A 17,274-nucleotide genomic window follows, 5' to 3' on the forward strand; every position below is an offset into this window, starting at 1 on the left:
GATTTAAACCGTTTTGACCTCACACCAGTCGATGGATTCGCGGTCTGTTAAAGCCTAGTATCTAGCCGAGTGAGGGGCAGACCTTTGAGATGTCTGCAGATAAAGCTAGCAATCATCTCCCCTATCCTCTTCTTCATCTTGTTTGAGCTGGTTGAGTAGGGATTGATGGTGGTCGCAGAATTCTTGTTTTGAGAGCTGTGCTTCTATGAGCTCTTCCTGCCAATGGGCGTTATATAGTCTGCATCTCCTGCTGCTGCAGAAGGCTTCTCCGAAGATTTGGTAGAATAGGGCTTGCATAACGTAGCCCTTCATAACTTCGTTCAACCTCTCATCGCTGTAGTCGATGTATCTTCCTCTGAACCTCTCCTTCATCAACTCGATCTGCTGGGTTGCACCTATAGCTAGGAGCGTCTGCTGAAGCCTATAGAATTCTTTGGGCATCGCAGGCCCCTCAGCGACACCAGTGGTTGATATTATGCTTGGGTTGCCAAGTATAATCACTCTAATATGATACCTCCCGTCACCTTCATCCCAAGTGGCGAATAATCTGCTCGTGAATACTATGTGTGCGTGGCTTAGAGTCGACTCCTCCTCCCCTATCAGCTGGCTGAGAAGCGTTTGAAGCTCAAACCCATCGTATAATACACCTGAACCTCTAATCTCTCCTTTTAAGACGCGTTTCTCATACTCCACCTCGCCATAAAGGGGCTCTTGGTTGGGCATCTTGGTCAGCGGGTTCTTAACCCTGATTGAAGCAAGCCTCCTGGCGAACGAATCGACCTCATAACCCTTAAGATGATATCTTGTGAACTCTGCTCTAGCATCCACAATCGCGTAAGGGATCTTTTCGCTCACATACTGCTTGATTACGTTGATATCTAGAGTCTTAGCTGACGGGTCTTCGTACAGGTGTATATACCTGCAGCTCTTCAAGCTTCTCCAATGCACATTCAGCAGCCCTCCTCCCTGAGAGCAGCATAGCGCCGAACGTGGGGCCCATTCGAGGCAGACCGTAGGTGGTTGAAACCGCCATTCCAGCGACTATCAGCCCAGGGTAAACTTCACCCGTATGCTCGACGATAGCGTCCTCTGATCTACTCACCCACATAGGGCCCATACCACCTGTCTTAACCAACCCCCTAGCCTCAAGCTTCCTCACGGCTACCGCATCGTGCCCACTCGCATCTATCACTATCTTCGCTTCGAGACCTATCGGGTCTACGCAGGTGATCTGACGCGGCAGAGCTTGCACAGGGGTCCAGTTAACGACCACCCCACACACCCGCTTATCGTGGATCATAAGGTCTTCAAGCGTCGTCATATTAAGGAACTTAACACCAGCGTCACAAGCCGCAGCAATCAGCTTTGAAACCGCGTGAGGTGCTGGGGTCACGTAGAGTTCTCTGGAGTGTTCACGGTAGGGTACGCCCAACTCATCCAATATTTTCTGAGATGGGTGTCTGAAGGTAGCTGGATTCATTAGAAAGCCCCCTATCCAGAACCCCCCACCAAGATAGTTATTCTGCTCTATGATGAGCGTCTTAACGCCCCTTCGAGCAAGATCTCTCCCAGCCATCAACCCAGCGGGACCAGCACCTATTATGATGACATCGCTCTCAGCGAAGTTCATAAACTCCTCTATGAACACTGCTGAAATAGCCCTCGTGATCTCCTTTTCACCAGCAGCTGAGCCGAAGATAGGCATACAACAATCCTACCTCTCCAATCTTTATAAACGACGCGATAACCCGCTTATAATATCGCTTTGGATGCGAGCTTAGGATTCTTACTAAATGGTATCTTTCTGGCCGATATTCGCTTGGACGGATTTTCTAATTCTTGCGCTGAAAACGCCTTCTTAACATTTGTTAATGGGTAGACTAATCTCAGCCGCACCACTCTTATTCCCAAGCTGGGGTTGCATTAAAGGGCTCATAAAAGGAGTGTTAACGAGGCGTAGTTCAGATGGTTACTAGAGCGGATTACGCTATAGCCTGTTTTGAAACATATGAGGCTAAAATATACTCTAGCGCTCTTAATTAGAGAGTTTGTTCTTGGGCGTAGGTTTTAATCTCTTATCTTACGCTAGCGTATGTTATACCCCTTCAGAAATAATTAGCTACTTCCGCATAAATCTAAGCTAGACCGATCTTCTGTTTTATCAAAGCTATTTCTCTCTCAAGTCTTTCGAACCTTCTCTCCATGTATTGTTTTAGATCTTCTCTCAGGGCCCTTATCTCCTCCCTAGTAGCTCTTATTTCATCTCTCGTTGCCCTTATTTCTGCTAACGTTTCATCCTGCTTCTTTAACATTGTTTTCATGTCTCCCTTCATCTCCTTAATGTCTCCCTTCATCTCCTTAATGTCGCCTTTCATCTCTTTAACGTCGCCTTTCATCTCTTTAATGTCGCCCTTCACCTCCTTAATGTCGCCCTTCACCTCCTTAATGTCGCCCTTCATCTCCTTAATGTCGTCTCTCATTTCAACGCCGACTGTTGCGATCTTCACTAGTTGTTCTAGGCTTAGTTGCTCCCTGTATTCTTTCACCTCCATTACCTCGCCATCATACCCCTCCACGAGAACTTCGCTTACTTCTGCTAGCGGGGGCTTCTCAGCCTTGACGGTTTGTGTGAATCTTTTGACGCTATCTTCTTCTCCTTCGATCAAGAGTATGAGGTCTTCGCCTATGTTCGATGCCTCGAACCCCTTTAGGCTGCGCGCTCTACTTAGTAAGAAGAGTCTGTATCCCACATCTTGGACTCTCTTTCCTTTGATTATGATTTTGGTCTTCACAGCCTTGTATTGTTGTGTAGGCTCGTAGATAAGCCTTACTAACCTTCTTGCTAAGCGGCTAGGGGTTCTTGATGTTCTTCGGATGCCTTATGTTCAACCTCCTTTAGCACCTCTTCAACCTGCTTGTTACTTATCGAACCTTTCTCCGCTCTTTTCTGGGATGTAGCTACATCGCATAAGATTTCAGTAAGCTCTCCGAGGGCGTCAGCGTCTACACCGACTGGTATCTGCCACAGTGTCCCGAGTAGGTTGCTGAGTGATGCGGTTAGCTGCTTCGATTCAAGCAGAGTCTCCAATCTTACGCTGAGCTGTGTCACGTGGTTTCTGATCTCTTTTACAGATTGGCGTAGCCGCCTCAGGTAGTGGACTTCAGAAGCATAGATCGATGCAGAGACCCTATCACCACTCTTAAGCCGCCAAACGGCTTTAGAGAAGCAGTCGGATTCAAGGGTCTCTAGTCTGGCTAGCGAAAGGTCTAGCTTTGCTGCTTGCTTCTTGAGCGAGTGTATGCATTCGATTAGCCGCCTTCTAGCCTCTTCTTGACTTACATCATCTTGTGCACATCGGTTAGGCAACACCTAAGTCCTAGTGGGTTCTGCGTGGGTTTAGCAAGGTTTATGCAATCTTTTTGACCAAGAGATGTGAAGATTCACACCGATCTCAAGCTGAGGTGTATGTTATGCGCTGTCTTGCGTATTCCAGTAAGCATATACCAACATTGTGTTGTTTTACCTTATTTTCCTAATTTATTACAAAAATACGCCCTTCTTTGAAGAATTAATTTAAATATTTGCAGGGAAGGTCAAAGGTTGATGACGAAGAGGGAGAAGCCGAGAAGCTTGGCAAAGAGCGGATTAGATGGACTAGGGTCGAAAGAGGGCTCTTGGGATATTAGGGTGCAGCTGCTCTGGCTTGCTAAGCATGGGTTGACCGAGTCAACGATCCTGGAGCATAGGAGGCTCGTACATAGGGATGGTAGGCTTTCAGAATATGTACCCAGCTCCGCTAGGGAGTTGAATGGGTATGAGGTACTGCTCACTGAATGACGTTAAGGTGTGGTTGAACCTATCAACCTCAGATACCCAATACGACTTTGAGATTCAGCAGATCGCTTCGAATGTTGAGAGTCAGATAGATGAGGCGCTCAAACCATACACACCAATACCGCTAAAGGAGGTGCCTGAGGAGATTAGGTGGATAGCTGCCGAGTGGACGGCAGGGATCTTCAGGCAGAAGAGGGCTGGCTTAGATGAGTCGAAGGAGCAGCCTTTCGTAGTTGAAGCTAAGGAGAGGCTGAAGGCGTTCATCCGCTCCAACTTCACCTCTGGGTTGGCTGCTTCTACGGGTGTTGCTGTTAGGTGAGGTGTTTGGTTTACAGCGAGATAGTGCAGAAGTATATTGATGTGATGCGCTCAAACCCAGATCTAAAAGAGGTATCAGCATACCACTTCGGCGCACCAACCACCATACACCAATACCCTCTGATCTATGTTCAGTGGCTTGGTAGAGAGTATAGCGGGAGCTCCGACCTACACCGATTCCAATACAACCTAAAGTTTGAGATAGGTGTCGTTATGCGCCACGCAGTAGCCGAAGAGGCTGAGAAAGGGCTCCATAGGCTTGTTGAGGCAATAGAGGCTGCCCTTAACTCCAACCCCACTTTGGACGGGTTGGTGGAGGGCGATCCTGAGCCTCGAAGTATAGAGGTTATGCGTGGCTCTGAGCAGGACTATGCTTTAGCTCTAGCTAGGATAATTGATGTGAAGAAGGTGTGGTTACCTTATGTTTAGAAGGTCTGCTGACGAGCCGGTGAAACTCCGGCGAAACACCAGAGGATGGTGTCCAGACCGAATAGGAGGTGAGTCATAATATGGCTAATTATCTAAGAATGGGTAAGGAGCAGATCTATGGAGTACCAGCAACCAACCTCAACACACACGTCAGAATCCTCTCAGAGGGTCTGAAGTTTCAGCCTGGCGTTGAGTATCTGCGGACCGTTGAGGGCGGAAGGTTCATTACGCAAGCAGACCTATCTAAGGCTAAGACCACAGGCAGCATCGAGCTCTACCCGGTTTACGATAAGGGGTTGGGAGAGTTCCTATACGCCGCACTGGGCGAAGTTTCTACGACTCAGCCAGATCCGAATGGCAACCCTAATGTCTATAGGCACGTCTTTACACCTAGGAGCAGCGTTTCCTCAATACCTTGGCCGAGCTATACCATAGAGGTTGGCTTGGGTGACGTTGCTGCTAAGCGTGTAGCAGGCTGTGTCGTAAATAGGCTAATCTTGGAGGGGGAGGCTGGGGACCATCTTGGTGTGACAGCTGAAATCTTGGGCGGAGAAGAGAGTAAGGTTTCATTATTCTCAGGACCCTTCAACTTCTCCCAACTGGGCTACATACACACAGCACAGGTGGTTGAGCAAAAGATAAACAACACATCGGTGAAGTTTGAGCACTTCAGCCTGGAGTTGAATAATAATTTTCCAGAGGGCTACAAGTTCGGCTCAAGGTTCCCTCAGGAGATCGATGTTGCGCCTTTGGATGTCAAGGGCTCGGCGACGATCAAGTTCGACAGCAGCACACATCTAGACAAGTTCCTTGCTTCAGAGGAGTGTTCGATCAACCTGAAGTTTCAAGGTGGGGTTATATCTGGTAGCTACAGGTATGAGTTGGAGATATATCTGCCTAGGGTAATCTATGATGAAGGGGACGTGAATCTTAAAGGGCAGGATAGGCTTACGCAAACCCTAGCGTTCACAGCGCTCAAGCACGGCACAGAAGGCGTGGTTAAGATTACGCTTCAGAACAACCAGAGCGGGTACTAGGTTGCCCAGCTGCTCGCTCTGTGGCGCACAGCTAACATCCGAGGATTTCACCATAGTTGTGAAGGTTAGAGTCAATAAAAACACCTCTCATACAGCGGTCTTCTGCTCATGGTTGCACTTCTCCGAATGGTTCGGATTAAAGCGTGGGTTGGGGAGGCTTGAAAGAGGTCAGAGTTAATGGTGTAACATATAGGCTGAAGGTTCCTCAGGCTTGGCACTACGCTCTCATACAAGTCTATGCTAATCTATTCAAGAGAGCCCAGAGTCTAGAGTCTGTAGAAGAGGCTGTTAAGGTGTCGGGTGAGATAGAGAGGATTGTGAACTTACTCTGCGAGAGCCTCCTTGAGCCTAAGCCGAATGGTGAAGACGCCACCTACCTGTTCAATGAGATCCTCAAGTACTGCATCGAGCTCTACGGAGAGGCTGGCTGGTGTGCTGAGAAATTTCGCTTCGAGCAGCCTGGGCTCTAAAGCTGGGTTGCTTGGTTTGCTTACTCATCGTGCACCCAGCTCTATACTCGGCCTTGAGGAAGGGAGCTTACTCAGCTTGCTTGTGGACGATCTATGCCTCGCCGCTGGCTTGAATCTGCTTAGGGAAGCCGATGTGAGAACACCTTCGCCGATAGAGGAGTCGAAGTGTAGGATAGAGAGGAGGAGACGCCTATGGAGCTCAGAGTATCTCTAGAAAACCTCTGGGACTACAGGTACGCGATGGTGGAGGGAGCGAAGGAGCTGAAGAAAGCTTGCGACGCCGTACTCAGAAGATACAGCGAAGCCGCAGCCTTGACAGCGAGCAGATTAGCGCCGAAGCGCACTGGAAGGCTTGCAGCGAGCATAAGATATAGGAGGGAGGGTGAGATGAGCTACTCAGTAGGCTCTGAACTCATATATGCACCATTCGTCGAATGCGGGACGAAGCCGCATGTAATAAAGCCTGTCTCGGCTAAGGTTCTTGCATTCACGGTAGGTGCAAGCAGAGTCTTTGCTAAGGTTGTCAACCACCCTGGCTCGAAGGAGAGACCCTTCCTCAGACAGGCGCTTAAAGAGATCGAACCTAGGCTTAAGGCTGAATTAGCCGCTGAGGCTGAGGGGCTCTTTAGGTTGAAGTTCCGCTTTAGGTGATCGGTTGCCGACCTTCGATCTTGTCGCTAGGATCAAGGCGGTTGATCAGGCGAGCAGCGTCTTCAGGTCTGTGGCAGATAATGCGAGCAGACTTTCACGGGGCTTCAGTCAGCTTGGGCAGATAGCGAATATCGCAGGTGGGTTTATAGTCGCATCTCTTGGGTTGAACGCAGCTTCAGCGGTCAGAAGCTTCCTCAGCGAGGCTGTAAACACGGTGATCGAAATGAAGACCCTCAGCAGCGTCTTAAAGAAGACTATCGAAAACATGGGCTTAAGCTGGAGCGAGTGGGGACCTAAGATAACGAAGCAGATAGATGAAATGAGGGCATCAACGCTCTACACCAAACAAGAACTGCTCGAGGCTTTGACGATCCTAGTAAGATACGGTTTGGAGCCTGAAGAAGCCTTAAGAGCGCTTGCTGTTGCTATAGATACTGCTGCTGGCTCAGGTAGATCGTTGAAGCAGGTTGCTGAAGATCTTGGGCAAGCCTTTAGCGGGCAGACTTCTGATCTCAAGAATAAGTATGGTGTAGAGGTTGAAAAGACTTCTGAGAGGCTTCTTAGCTTAAAGGAGAGGGTCGAAAGCCTGGGTGAGAGGTATGGTAGGCTGGTGCTGGTAAGTGATGAAGTGGTGCAATCTTTAGCTAGTATGGGGATCACGATAGATGAAGCCTCAAAGCAGACGTTAACATGGGGAGATGTGGTCGAGCAGATAAAGAGTAGGCTGGATACGCTCGATGCCGCCGCTATAGAAGAGTTCTTAGAAAGGTATGGTGCAGCGAGCAGCAGAGCTGAGAAGTCAGCCCTAGATTTCGCAGAAATACTCTCGAGGTTGGATGAGAAGTTTAGGGGGAGCGCCTACGCAGCCTATGAGGCTGGAGGAGCCTACGCAAGGTTCGGTAACTTAATGGAGGAAGTTAAAGAGGTCGTTGGGGCTGGGCTTATACCTATACTCGAAGCACTAGGCAATACGCTTGTTATGTGGGCTAAACCCGAGGGGAAAGAGAAGATCTTCGCACTCATGAAAAGGGACTTCTTCTCCTTTGTCGCAAGCATAGACGAGGCTGCAGCAAGCATCCAGATGATCAACGAGAGGCTTAAGACCTCGTTAATCAGCGACTACAAGGCAGTCTTTGATACAATATCTTCAGCAGCCAACAACGTGCTTAATCTGATACTTAACACCTTTACACCATTTTTATCAGCTTTGGTTGAAGCTACATCAAACACGTTCAGAATAGTAACAGAGGTTGTGTTAAACAGCCTAGACAGGCTCAGGCAGAGCGCAGATCAAACATTCAGAGCGATCGTGGAGAATCTCCTTTCACTCTCAACCTCTTGGACCCAGATAGTGGAATGGATAGTAGAGAGGAGTGAGGGGATCTTGAACCCCATCGAACAGATTCAACTGCGCCTAACTACGTTGAGAAGTGTGGCTGGTGAGGTTTGGTCCTCAATTTCGGCATCGATGTGGAGGTTTTACACAGAAGCTTTGATCCCTATCCAAAACGCCGTTTGGGGCTTCGTCAACTCAGTAGTAGCGGCATTCAACTGGCTCTGGGATGTTTTAGCGAAGAGGAGCATCTGGCCCGATATATGGGCTGAGATGCTGAGCCAGGCTAAGAGCGGTCTAATGGCTATCGAGAGGACAGTTGAGCCAGCCCTTCTTGATCTAGCGCATATGTTTGCTGCGTTGAGTACTGTGAACATAGGGTCTATTAACATAACAACCCACGCCATATCATCAAGCATCGATATTAGGAGATTGGCTGAGCAGGTTGGGTATGAGGTAGCGAGGCAGCTGAGCCTTAGGAATAGAATCTGAGGTCTGTTGCTTAGATGCTTTACGCAAGGGTTGAGATAACCGATTTGAATAACATTACGCGTGTAGTGGGTAGTGAGAACCGAGGCTTTGAGCTGAGGCTACACCACAATAGCGCAAGCACCTTTAGGTTGGTGGTCAACGACTCCGCTGGATTCTACAGGGAAGCATACGGAATAGGCTCTATTGTGAATGTTTTCTGCGACTCTGCAAACCCGCCTAGGCAGCACGTGTATCAAGGGCAGGTTGAGGATGTGAGTGTAAGGTTTGAAGGAGGGCGTAGACTACTTGTCGTAGACGCTGTGGAATACGCATATACGGTGATTCTGAATAGGTATGTGGTTGAAACGTATCAAGATAAGAGCTTCGACTACATCGTGCAAGATCTGTTCGCCAAGTATGCTCCTGAAGTTGACACACGCAACGTACAGCCCCCGAACACGAGTGGGAGGAGCTTCGTCTTCAACTATGTTACGCTGAAGGAGTGTTTGGATCAGCTCGCTGAGTTGGCTAACTGCCAATATTACTTCACACCAGACCTTGAACTCTACTTTTACCCTAAAGGCTCTAGGCGCTCCGGGTTTACGTTGACCTCAGAGAACATTCTTCAGCCGATAGAGGTGTTAGAGAGCATACGTGAGGTGCGTAATGTAGTCTATGTGATAGGTGGGTATGAGTTAAGGGTTGATCAGAGCCAGACCAACATAGGTGGCTACGTAACCCTAAACGAATACCACTACGCAGCAAGATTCACACCAACTCAGAACAATCTGCGCATGTTAGCACTCTACTTGGAGAAGCAGGGGGAACCAAACGAAAACATAAGTGGTCAGATCGTAGAAGAGTTGGATGGGGCTCCGAAGGGTAGGAGGGTAGACTACTTCACCATTACGCCTCGTGATGTAGGTGAGGAGGGGTCACCGGGCTGGGTCTCTCTTCCGCTGCAAGCGGATGTTGAACCTGGTAAGGCTTACTGGATAACTCTATCAAAGAGCGGAACTCAGACAGAAACTTATCGCTGGTATCACGATGCCTCAGACCAAGGAATACACGCATACTCATCTAATGGCGAGGATTGGAGTGTTGATGAGGGTAGCTGGGCGCCTACATTCAAGCAGTTCTGCGGAGTTCCGGTCTTGGCACAGGCAGTCAATGAAAGCAGTGTTAAGAAGTATGGAAGGAGGGAGTTGGTGTATGTCAACACCAACCTCATCGACAGATCTACCGTCAAAGCGTTAGCGCTGAACCTTCTTGCTGCATCGGCTGAAAAGAGGCTTAATGTTGAAAGCCTTGTGGTAAGGGGTCTACCCGGGCTGCCGAAGGTAGGTGAGAGCGTTAGGGTTACGCTGCCAGAGATAGGGTTGGACAAAGAGTTCAAGATCAAAAGTGTAGTTGCTGAGTTCAGCGCTGGTGTGCCCTCGTTAGAGGATTTTAAGCTGGAGTTGGAGGACCTTGCCTGAAAACCTTAGCGATATTATAGATAGGCTGAAGAGGAGCCTCAGAGACCAGCAGGTTAAGAGTAGCGATATACGTGGGAGCACGCTAAACCCGATTTCAACATTCTTTGAGAAGACCCTACTCGATGAGCTGGTTAAGGTCGATGGGTCCAGAAGCCGACTCTTTGAAGGTGCTCGTATGGTTGCTAGAGATAGTAGAGATGAGCAGATCATAGGAGCCTTCCTGCTTGACTTAGCTAAGGTCGGTTTTTCTGTTTGCGGTTAAGGTGATAGGTCTTGGAAGGAGATATATCGTTAAGCGGAAGGGTTCGTATCATCATATACCATAAGGAGAACGGTAGACTGAAGCCAGTAGAAGAGCATATGGTCACCAACTTAGTAGTGACCGCTGGTAAGAGCTACATCTGCGACCTATTGATCGGGGCAGCTACAGAGAGCTTTGCGTACTGTGGTGTAGGTGCTTCTGCTCAGACACCGTCGCCTTCTGATACAGATTTAGTGTCTCCAATAGGATCTAGGAAGCGAGTGACAGATAGGTTTAGAGTTGGGTGCACCGCAACCTTCTCAACGTTCTTCGGCAGCCAAGACAACAACGGAACTTGGTGTGAAGCTGGGTTATTCACAAGCGCAAGTGGTGGTGTGATGCTTTCACGAGCAGTATTCCCATCACCTCTAATCAAAGACGAGACGAAGACCGTAACCTTAGACTGGGATATCGAAGTGAGTTAAATGAAGATACCTGAAACGCTCACCAAAATGGGGCATGCTCTATTCGGGTTCGCATCAACTTTAGCCACGCTCATACACCCAGTTTTACCCGCTTTATCCGCTGCCCTCTTCTTGGTTTACGAGTTGGATGAGGAGTGGTGTTTGAGCGACGAAGCCTACGAGGAGATGAGAGAGTATCTTTACGGTGTTGCCGCTGCTCTTCTGCTCATCTTGGCGAGGTGGTTTATGGTTGGCTGAGCTGCCTAGTGTTCGAGAGGTCGATAAGCCTTGGTATCTGACGCTGATTCTGCTCCTAGTCTTCGGCTTGTTCACGCTATTCTACTCAACCTTCTTGTTCAACTTGGGTAGGGGTGATGAGCTTAGGGACTTCGCTCAAACCGTGTTCAACGTGGTCGTGGGTTGGTGTGGTATCGCTTTGGGCTACTATCTTAGGGGTAGGGTTGGTGAAAAGGGAGGTGGCTAGTGTATGGGTTTAAGGAGATACGGCTTCTGGAAAGAAGTGCAGAATCTAACAATATACAGGAACCCAGATCCATCTAAAGGGAGATGGACGAGGCTAGTGCTTCCAGCGGATTATGCTAACGGGAAGCTTGCGGGTTGGAATCAGAGGCACGCTAAAGACCAGTCTTCGACTCAATTCGGGTGCAACCCTTGGGGTAGGAGCGACTTCCTAGCTGGAGACGCCCTCCTATATGGTGTTGGATACATTGAGGTTCTAGACCCTCAAGCCACACTACACCCCATCGGGGACTATAGCTCTGAAGACTCCTTCCTCTGGGACAGCTGGGTCAAATCGTCTATGTGTAATTGGAGCCATGATAAGCAGAATCAGAGGTTCGGCTTCGAGTTCATCTTGGATAACGAGGCTGAGGAGAATGCTGCTTCCGTGGTCTACGATGACGATGAAGCCATCTGGTCCCCCTACCAAGCGGGCTCAGGCTCCTTCAGCGTATCTCTAAGCGAAGAGACCTCTATCGTGAAGAAGGGGTCAAGTAGCCTCAAAGCATCGATTTCAAGCGGCTCCTACAGCGATGTCGGTGCTTCAGCATCCTTCTCACCTGCGCAGAACTGGAGAGGTAAAGACTTCCTCTGCCTCTGGCTCTACGGGATGGGCAGCGGGGGGACCTGGAGGGTTCAGATCGGCGACGGCGTAAACTGGTGTAGATGGAGCTTCTCAGATGACTTCAGCGGGTGGAGGAGGGTGATCCTCCCACTAAAGGCACCATCGGAGTCAAGCGGATCAGTCAACTTAGATGCGGTTTCAAACCTATCTGTTTACATCACAGCAGCCTCGACTGGGGCTTGGTACCTCGATCGGGTTGCGGTGGATGAGTTGAGGCTGGTTAGATGCGAGGTTAGGGTCCCTGATGAGATAAGATCTGTTGACCTATACAGCTGGGACGGCTCAAGCTACCAGAAGTTTCTGGAGAACGGGCTACCATCATCTAACAAACTCTTCTTCTTAAGCGGCTTAAAGATGAGCGATGTTAGAGGAGACGGCTCAGGCTTAGGCTCAACATATTTGGGCTCAAGAGGAGAGCAGGTGAAGTATCGAAACGCCTTAAGCTTCGATGGGGTGGATGACTATGTCAATACACCTCTTTCGATAAACGGTTACGCGGGGCTCACATACGAGGCATGGGTTAACGCTGGAGATTTGAATTTTGGTGGGACCAGTTGGAAAATGATAATAGATGATGGAAATAATCAAACCTTTTTAGCCGTAATCAAAACGAACTACCAGATCACTTTCGCCGTCAACACCTCAAGTCGATCTACATTAAATAGCAGCTTAACGCTTTCGCAGAACCAATGGTACCATATTGTTGGGACATACGATGGTTCTTATCAGAAAATATATGTAAATGGAGTGCTAAACACATCTAAGGCTTGGTCGGGCAACATAGTTTCCTCAACAACTGTTAGAGTAGGGTGGGGGCTGAGCGACAGATATTGGCGAGGTCTCATCGATGAAGTGCGCATCTACAGCCGAGCTTTGAGCGCATCGGAGATTCAGCAGCTCTACCTGAGGCGATTTGATGAAACTATACCTGATGTGAGAAGCGGCTTGGTCCTCGACCTACCCTTAGATGGAGACGCTTTGGACTACAGCGGCTACGGCAACCACGGCACAATCTACGGCGCAAAATGGGTTGCGCCAACCTCAACGCAGCTCAGCGGCAAACATGGGTGCAGAAAGAGGATAGTCTTCGTCTTAGGTATGCCTCCAGAAGACTACCGAGACTCGGCTTCTGGAGGCGTCAGCCAAGCCAAGATTAAGCTGGAGGTTAAATACGCTAATGATGGGGAGGCGACCTACGAGTTCGAGGACTCAGATAACCAATACTACGGTTTGAGGAACATCAGCAAGAAGTATCTCCTACTCTTCAGAAAAGACAGCCAAGGCCCTGTTGACTTCATACAGCTCAAAAACACATCTGTAGGCGATGGCTTACCAACCTACCTAGCGGTTAAAGCGGATCACAGCGAGGAGATCAAAGAGGTTCAGATCACGCTACCCAGCCTAGCGGATCAATCTAGGAAGCATTGGGGTCAATCAACCAGCGATCCGACTCAAGACCAAGACGGCGACGGCATCCTAGATGCTGTTGAGGAGGTTGAGGGCTTCGTGGACCAAGGGGGCTGGGGGTAAATGGCGAAGAAGATCAGAATAGTTGAGGAGGATCTAGCACCAGGAGTCTGGGGTCAAGTAATCTCCATCTCAGCAGAGGATGAGGACTCGGTTCTGGAGAAGGCTGAGCGGTACATCAAGAGGAGGCACGTGGTTGAGTTAGATGGTGCTGAGATCAAGAAGAGTGTTGCTGACATCTTGGCTGAGAAGAGGAGGGTGGTGAAGCCGAAGTGAGGACGTATGTCGAAGCCTACGAGTTGGTTGAGGAAGGCGGGGAAGGCGACTTCATCAGGCTAGACGCCACAAGCAGAGACCTCAAAGCTGTTGTGGAGGATGTCGAGTCCCTACTCAACCCCCTTAAACGCTACAGAATAGTTGTGCACCGATGTTTGCACGATCAAGGTGGAGCCTGCGAAGTCTTCGACGCATCCGAGTTGGAGAAAGAGGCTAAGGAGCCGTGGATGGTTTGAGCGTGGAGATCAAACTCTACGATCTAGCTGGCTCAGAGATCAAACCGGGTATTTCAGACCCGCCCCCCTATCCGGCTGAAGCATATCTGGAGGTTGAGGTATTGTGAGCTTCGAAAAGGGTTCAACCGTAACGGTGAAAGCCTTCTTCAGAGACTTCAGCAACCAGCCCACAGACCCAGATGAAGCACCAACCCTAACCGCTGCAGCACCATCCTCGAACCAAACCGTCAAAACCATGGCTAAGGAGTCCACAGGCATATACTACACACGCCTAATCGTGGATGAGGAGGGCAGATGGCTGCTCAGAGTCGAAGCGTCGGTAGCAGGCTACCCAGTTGTAGCGAGGAAGGCGATCAAGGTGGTTGAGTCGAAATGAGCCTATGGGAATCTGGTGAAATAATCACCAAAGATAAGCTGAACCTCAAAACTGTCTACATAGGCCCCTCTCCACCAACCAACCCCGTGGATGGGATGGTTTGGGTCGATACAAGCAGCACACCTTACTTGATCAAGGTTTACAGAAACGGATCTTGGGACTCCGCTAGAGGCGCACCAACAGACAGAGTAACCGCACCACCAGCAGAAGCATCAGACTATCAAACACCATCTTCAGCATCAGCGTCATCGCAGCTCAACGGCTCTCTCTCACAAACATATTATTCGTATGGTTGGTCTCTGTATGGTAGTGGTACCAACAGAGCCGGCGAAAAGGTTCTCGCAAACTATATAGGAGGCAAAATCGTCAGAAGAGTCGTATTCGCTGTGACTAAATACGGCAGCCCAACCGGCACAGCATACGCCAGAGTTAGGAGAGCAGATACAGATCAAGTGGTTTACGAATTAGGGTCCTTCGATGTCTCATCCTTTCCAGGAGGCTTCATCGCCTTCGAAGGAGAGCGGAGCATGCCATCTGGTGTCGACCTACGCTTCCTCATAGAATACAGCGGTGGAAACGAGAATAACAACATCAGATTGCTTTACTCCGACTACAACGTAGCGTTCGGGGTCTTCTCCACATACGTAACCTCTTGGACAGACTACTCGCAATACGACGCGTATATTCAGATAGATTTTGCCGGAGCTGCAAATGATGCTAAGGATGATAATACAAATACCTGGTGGTCCCCCAACCCACCTAACGAAGCAAACGCTTGGCTAAGATTCGACCTAGGCTCAACCCTAGCCGGTGTAGCGGGCTGCAGAATATATTGGCATAGTGACGCGAACTACAGACCCCAAGCATACAAGATCCAAGCATCAGCAGACGGCTCAAACTGAGACGACGTGTATGTAGCAACCACACAGCCCCCAGCAGGCTGGGTAGAATACTCTTGGCAACCAAGAAACCAAACAAGATACATCAGAATACTCATCACACAGCCAAGCACATCAGGCACCAGAATCTGCGAATTCGACTACTACCAATCAAGCATATGGAGGCACGGCCACAGAGGAGACTAAGATGAGCGAAGAAACCAACAGACTAAGAGAGAGAATCGCTAGAGGAGAATTCAGATTCGGAGACACCCTAAAGCTCAAACACCTCGAAAAAGTAGAAGCATCAAAAGAGGCGAGAGAGCTGCTGAAGGGTGCTGGCGTATCAGATTCCGCCAAACTCTACGCCTACATAGTATCACTTGAAAAGAGGATAGAGGCGCTTGAAGAGTGGCTGATGCTTAGGGGTGGTTGAGCTGGGTGAGGATAAGGTTTCTGAAGTCGACCTTACGGAGATGCTTAACATACTGTATAGACGCTTTAATTGGCTAGATCAGCAGATCGAGAACGAGAAGGATCTCAGAAACAAGATTAAGCTCGTGGACATTTTGAACAAGACAGCCTTGAACATATTGAGAGTGGTTGAGAAGAGCGGGTTAGGCACTACAGAGGGAATCGATGAAATCTTAAAGGAAGTCGAGGGAGAACAGGCAGACCTTGGCTGATCTACTTGAGTTTGAGGTCGGAGAGGTCGTCGGTCTGCTTTGGCTTGATGCTTGTAGATGTAGGGGCGTTAGACTAAACACAACTGTGAAGGAGAACACCATAAAGACCGAGCAGTTTACCGTTGGTGTGTTCGCTGGAATCTACCGGGACCTAGCCTACTCAAAACCTCACATAATCCTGGTGAATGAGATAACAGATGGTGTGGCTAGGATCTGGGACAGCATCCCCCAGAGCCTTGTCTTGAGCGGCTACCGATTCGGCAAGATACCCTTTGAATTTAATGTGCCAGAGAAGGTTGTGAAGAAGATGCTAAAGTCGATAAAACCAGATAGATTCTATAGGAGGGTTAGAAAGGTTGTTTGAAAAACAGCCCAAACAGATCTTAAAGAGCGTCTTCAGAGGCACCACAGACTACAGAGGTGTGCTAGCAATCCTCATCATACTCGGGCTGATACTAGCACTACTGCTCGACAAGAAGGATGCTGCTCTAAACCTAGGTCCCTTAGCTGGGTCAGCAGTAGGCTGGTACTTTGCGGACAGAAGGAGAAGGTCTTCAGACTAGAGTGGGGAGGATCGAATCAGAGGGCTGTGGTCATCGGCTAGATGAAGAGGAAATCTACTGCAGACTAAGCCAAAACAGTGTAGTCTGTTTCCATTGTTTACAGGCCTTACCTCATCTAGCGAGAATTGGGCTTCTAGAGATATCTGAAGCCAAGCTTGACAAACACATTTACAAGGAGAGGTTTGATGGAAAGGCTAAGATTCTATTCAGAGACCCCGTCGCATTTGCTAAACTCGTTTTACGCTTCAACCCCTTCCCGTACCAAGTCGAACTACTTAAAAACAACTCAAAGAGGCTGCTTGCTATTTGCGGTAGGCAGATCGGTAAGTCTACGGTTGCAGCGATAAAACTGCTGCACTACGCTCTCACACACCCTAAGAGCACCTCCATCATCGTCTCAGCCACCCTAAGGCAGAGCTTAGAAACCTTCAGCAAAGCCGTCTCATTCATCGAATCCAGCTTCATTAGTGGTTATGTGCTTAAGCTAACCAAGACGCAGATACTCTTTAAGAACCGAAGCCGGATAATATGCTTACCTTCTGGGAGATACGGCTCAACACTCAGAGGGTTCACGGTGCACCTAGCGGTTGTGGATGAAGCAGCGTTCATCCACTCAGACGTTATAGAGAGGGTCATACTACCTATGCTCGCAACCACTAACGGCACACTGTGGCTTCTCACCACACCTTGGGACAAAGACCACATAACCTATCGAGCGTTCACATCTTGGCCTAAGGAGTGCATCTACCACCTACCATCCTCAGCCAACCCACTCATCAGCAAAGAGTTCCTCGAAGAGCAGAGAACACTTCTAGGCGAATCTAGGTATATGCAGGAGTACGAGGCGAAATTCATAGACGATGAAAACACCTACTTCCCCATAGAGCTGCGTAGGTGACCTACCGCAACAACACATAGGTG

The 17,274-nt window shown here is 49.1% G+C and carries 29 protein-coding genes; 25 read left to right on the plus strand and 4 right to left on the minus strand.

Features of this window, described 5'->3' with window-relative positions; genetic code table 11:
* Nucleotides 1–105 precede the first annotated feature (105 nt).
* From HA494_08115 to HA494_08130, 4 genes are all read right to left on the minus strand, one after another.
* The gene (locus HA494_08115; protein ID NHV97727.1) at nt 106–948 is read right to left on the minus strand and encodes a hypothetical protein; all 843 of its coding nucleotides are present in this window, start codon (nt 946–948) and stop codon (nt 106–108) included.
* A complete protein-coding gene (locus HA494_08120; protein NHV97728.1) occupies nt 887–1,705 on the minus strand; it encodes a thiazole biosynthesis protein in 819 nt (272 codons plus the stop codon). Before HA494_08120 ends, HA494_08115 begins: the two co-directional genes overlap by 62 nt.
* A gap of 430 nt (nt 1,706–2,135) precedes the next feature.
* The gene (locus HA494_08125) at nt 2,136–2,792 is read right to left on the minus strand and encodes a hypothetical protein (protein NHV97729.1); all 657 of its coding nucleotides are present in this window, start codon (nt 2,790–2,792) and stop codon (nt 2,136–2,138) included.
* Nucleotides 2,793–2,842: 50 nt separating this feature from the next.
* Entirely contained in the window at nt 2,843–3,367 is a 525-nt protein-coding gene (locus HA494_08130; protein ID NHV97730.1) for a hypothetical protein, read from the minus strand.
* Nucleotides 3,368–3,604: 237 nt separating this feature from the next.
* Between HA494_08130 and HA494_08135 the strand changes: the two genes are divergently transcribed.
* The 25 genes from HA494_08135 (at nt 3,605) to HA494_08255 (ending at nt 17,251) form a co-directional block, all read left to right on the plus strand.
* Nucleotides 3,605–3,838, plus strand: coding sequence for a hypothetical protein (locus HA494_08135; protein NHV97731.1), 234 nt, complete (start codon nt 3,605–3,607; stop codon nt 3,836–3,838).
* On the plus strand, nt 3,816–4,154 hold the full coding sequence (locus HA494_08140; GenBank protein NHV97732.1) for a hypothetical protein: 339 nt from the start codon (nt 3,816–3,818) through the stop codon (nt 4,152–4,154). The genes HA494_08135 and HA494_08140 overlap by 23 nt, the downstream gene beginning before the upstream one ends.
* A gap of 5 nt (nt 4,155–4,159) precedes the next feature.
* A complete protein-coding gene (locus tag HA494_08145; GenBank protein NHV97733.1) occupies nt 4,160–4,582 on the plus strand; it encodes a hypothetical protein in 423 nt (140 codons plus the stop codon).
* Nucleotides 4,583–4,662: 80 nt separating this feature from the next.
* Nucleotides 4,663–5,619, plus strand: coding sequence for a hypothetical protein (locus tag HA494_08150; protein NHV97734.1), 957 nt, complete (start codon nt 4,663–4,665; stop codon nt 5,617–5,619).
* Between the two features lies 1 nt (nt 5,620).
* On the plus strand, nt 5,621–5,797 hold the full coding sequence (locus tag HA494_08155) for a hypothetical protein (GenBank protein NHV97735.1): 177 nt from the start codon (nt 5,621–5,623) through the stop codon (nt 5,795–5,797).
* Complete coding sequence (locus HA494_08160) at nt 5,778–6,089, plus strand: hypothetical protein (protein ID NHV97736.1); 312 nt, start codon at nt 5,778–5,780, stop codon at nt 6,087–6,089. The genes HA494_08155 and HA494_08160 overlap by 20 nt, the downstream gene beginning before the upstream one ends.
* 16 nt (nt 6,090–6,105) lie before the next feature.
* Nucleotides 6,106–6,303, plus strand: coding sequence for a hypothetical protein (locus tag HA494_08165; protein NHV97737.1), 198 nt, complete (start codon nt 6,106–6,108; stop codon nt 6,301–6,303).
* Entirely contained in the window at nt 6,282–6,740 is a 459-nt protein-coding gene (locus HA494_08170) for an HK97 gp10 family phage protein (GenBank protein ID NHV97738.1), read from the plus strand. Before HA494_08165 ends, HA494_08170 begins: the two co-directional genes overlap by 22 nt.
* A gap of 4 nt (nt 6,741–6,744) precedes the next feature.
* Nucleotides 6,745–8,565, plus strand: a complete 1,821-nt coding sequence (locus HA494_08175) for a phage tail tape measure protein (GenBank protein NHV97739.1) — start codon at nt 6,745–6,747, stop codon at nt 8,563–8,565.
* Between the two features lie 14 nt (nt 8,566–8,579).
* A complete protein-coding gene (locus HA494_08180; GenBank protein ID NHV97740.1) occupies nt 8,580–10,022 on the plus strand; it encodes a hypothetical protein in 1,443 nt (480 codons plus the stop codon).
* Nucleotides 10,015–10,284, plus strand: a complete 270-nt coding sequence (locus HA494_08185; GenBank protein ID NHV97741.1) for a hypothetical protein — start codon at nt 10,015–10,017, stop codon at nt 10,282–10,284. Before HA494_08180 ends, HA494_08185 begins: the two co-directional genes overlap by 8 nt.
* Nucleotides 10,285–10,295: 11 nt before the next feature.
* A complete protein-coding gene (locus tag HA494_08190) occupies nt 10,296–10,748 on the plus strand; it encodes a hypothetical protein (GenBank protein NHV97742.1) in 453 nt (150 codons plus the stop codon).
* A complete protein-coding gene (locus HA494_08195) occupies nt 10,749–10,985 on the plus strand; it encodes a hypothetical protein (protein ID NHV97743.1) in 237 nt (78 codons plus the stop codon).
* Nucleotides 10,978–11,211 carry a hypothetical protein gene (locus HA494_08200; GenBank protein NHV97744.1) on the plus strand — a complete coding sequence of 78 codons (234 nt, stop codon included), beginning with the start codon at nt 10,978–10,980 and terminating at the stop codon, nt 11,209–11,211. The genes HA494_08195 and HA494_08200 overlap by 8 nt, the downstream gene beginning before the upstream one ends.
* 3 nt (nt 11,212–11,214) lie before the next feature.
* Complete coding sequence (locus tag HA494_08205; protein ID NHV97745.1) at nt 11,215–13,401, plus strand: hypothetical protein; 2,187 nt, start codon at nt 11,215–11,217, stop codon at nt 13,399–13,401.
* A complete protein-coding gene (locus HA494_08210) occupies nt 13,402–13,614 on the plus strand; it encodes a hypothetical protein (protein ID NHV97746.1) in 213 nt (70 codons plus the stop codon).
* Nucleotides 13,611–13,850, plus strand: coding sequence for a hypothetical protein (locus tag HA494_08215; GenBank protein NHV97747.1), 240 nt, complete (start codon nt 13,611–13,613; stop codon nt 13,848–13,850). Before HA494_08210 ends, HA494_08215 begins: the two co-directional genes overlap by 4 nt.
* Before the next feature lie 103 nt (nt 13,851–13,953).
* Entirely contained in the window at nt 13,954–14,226 is a 273-nt protein-coding gene (locus tag HA494_08220) for a hypothetical protein (GenBank protein ID NHV97748.1), read from the plus strand.
* Nucleotides 14,223–15,128 (plus strand): discoidin domain-containing protein, encoded by a 906-nt coding sequence (locus HA494_08225; protein ID NHV97749.1) that lies wholly within the window; start codon nt 14,223–14,225, stop codon nt 15,126–15,128. The genes HA494_08220 and HA494_08225 overlap by 4 nt, the downstream gene beginning before the upstream one ends.
* 6 nt (nt 15,129–15,134) lie before the next feature.
* On the plus strand, nt 15,135–15,311 hold the full coding sequence (locus HA494_08230; GenBank protein NHV97750.1) for a hypothetical protein: 177 nt from the start codon (nt 15,135–15,137) through the stop codon (nt 15,309–15,311).
* 1 nt (nt 15,312) lies between these two features.
* On the plus strand, nt 15,313–15,540 hold the full coding sequence (locus HA494_08235; protein NHV97751.1) for a hypothetical protein: 228 nt from the start codon (nt 15,313–15,315) through the stop codon (nt 15,538–15,540).
* The gene (locus tag HA494_08240; protein NHV97752.1) at nt 15,533–15,790 is read left to right on the plus strand and encodes a hypothetical protein; all 258 of its coding nucleotides are present in this window, start codon (nt 15,533–15,535) and stop codon (nt 15,788–15,790) included. Before HA494_08235 ends, HA494_08240 begins: the two co-directional genes overlap by 8 nt.
* Nucleotides 15,783–16,154 (plus strand): hypothetical protein, encoded by a 372-nt coding sequence (locus HA494_08245; GenBank protein NHV97753.1) that lies wholly within the window; start codon nt 15,783–15,785, stop codon nt 16,152–16,154. Before HA494_08240 ends, HA494_08245 begins: the two co-directional genes overlap by 8 nt.
* The gene (locus HA494_08250) at nt 16,147–16,353 is read left to right on the plus strand and encodes a hypothetical protein (GenBank protein NHV97754.1); all 207 of its coding nucleotides are present in this window, start codon (nt 16,147–16,149) and stop codon (nt 16,351–16,353) included. The genes HA494_08245 and HA494_08250 overlap by 8 nt, the downstream gene beginning before the upstream one ends.
* Nucleotides 16,322–17,251, plus strand: a complete 930-nt coding sequence (locus HA494_08255; protein ID NHV97755.1) for a hypothetical protein — start codon at nt 16,322–16,324, stop codon at nt 17,249–17,251. Before HA494_08250 ends, HA494_08255 begins: the two co-directional genes overlap by 32 nt.
* The last annotated feature ends 23 nt before the right edge of the window (nt 17,252–17,274 follow it).

This window comes from Nitrososphaerota archaeon (genome assembly GCA_011605775.1).
Lineage (GTDB): Archaea > Thermoproteota > Nitrososphaeria > Nitrososphaerales > JAAOZN01 > JAAOZN01.

Coding starts and splice junctions, on each gene's coding strand:
- HA494_08225 (NHV97749.1), top strand. CDS start 14,223: ATGAGCCTATGGGAATCTGGTGAAATAATCACCAAAGATAAGCTGAAC.
- HA494_08120 (NHV97728.1), bottom strand. CDS start 1,705: ATGCCTATCTTCGGCTCAGCTGCTGGTGAAAAGGAGATCACGAGGGCT.
- HA494_08135 (NHV97731.1), top strand. CDS start 3,605: ATGACGAAGAGGGAGAAGCCGAGAAGCTTGGCAAAGAGCGGATTAGAT.
- HA494_08195 (NHV97743.1), top strand. CDS start 10,749: ATGAAGATACCTGAAACGCTCACCAAAATGGGGCATGCTCTATTCGGG.
- HA494_08180 (NHV97740.1), top strand. CDS start 8,580: ATGCTTTACGCAAGGGTTGAGATAACCGATTTGAATAACATTACGCGT.
- HA494_08205 (NHV97745.1), top strand. CDS start 11,215: ATGGGTTTAAGGAGATACGGCTTCTGGAAAGAAGTGCAGAATCTAACA.
- HA494_08170 (NHV97738.1), top strand. CDS start 6,282: ATGGAGCTCAGAGTATCTCTAGAAAACCTCTGGGACTACAGGTACGCG.
- HA494_08235 (NHV97751.1), top strand. CDS start 15,313: ATGAGCGAAGAAACCAACAGACTAAGAGAGAGAATCGCTAGAGGAGAA.
- HA494_08150 (NHV97734.1), top strand. CDS start 4,663: ATGGCTAATTATCTAAGAATGGGTAAGGAGCAGATCTATGGAGTACCA.
- HA494_08210 (NHV97746.1), top strand. CDS start 13,402: ATGGCGAAGAAGATCAGAATAGTTGAGGAGGATCTAGCACCAGGAGTC.
- HA494_08140 (NHV97732.1), top strand. CDS start 3,816: ATGAGGTACTGCTCACTGAATGACGTTAAGGTGTGGTTGAACCTATCA.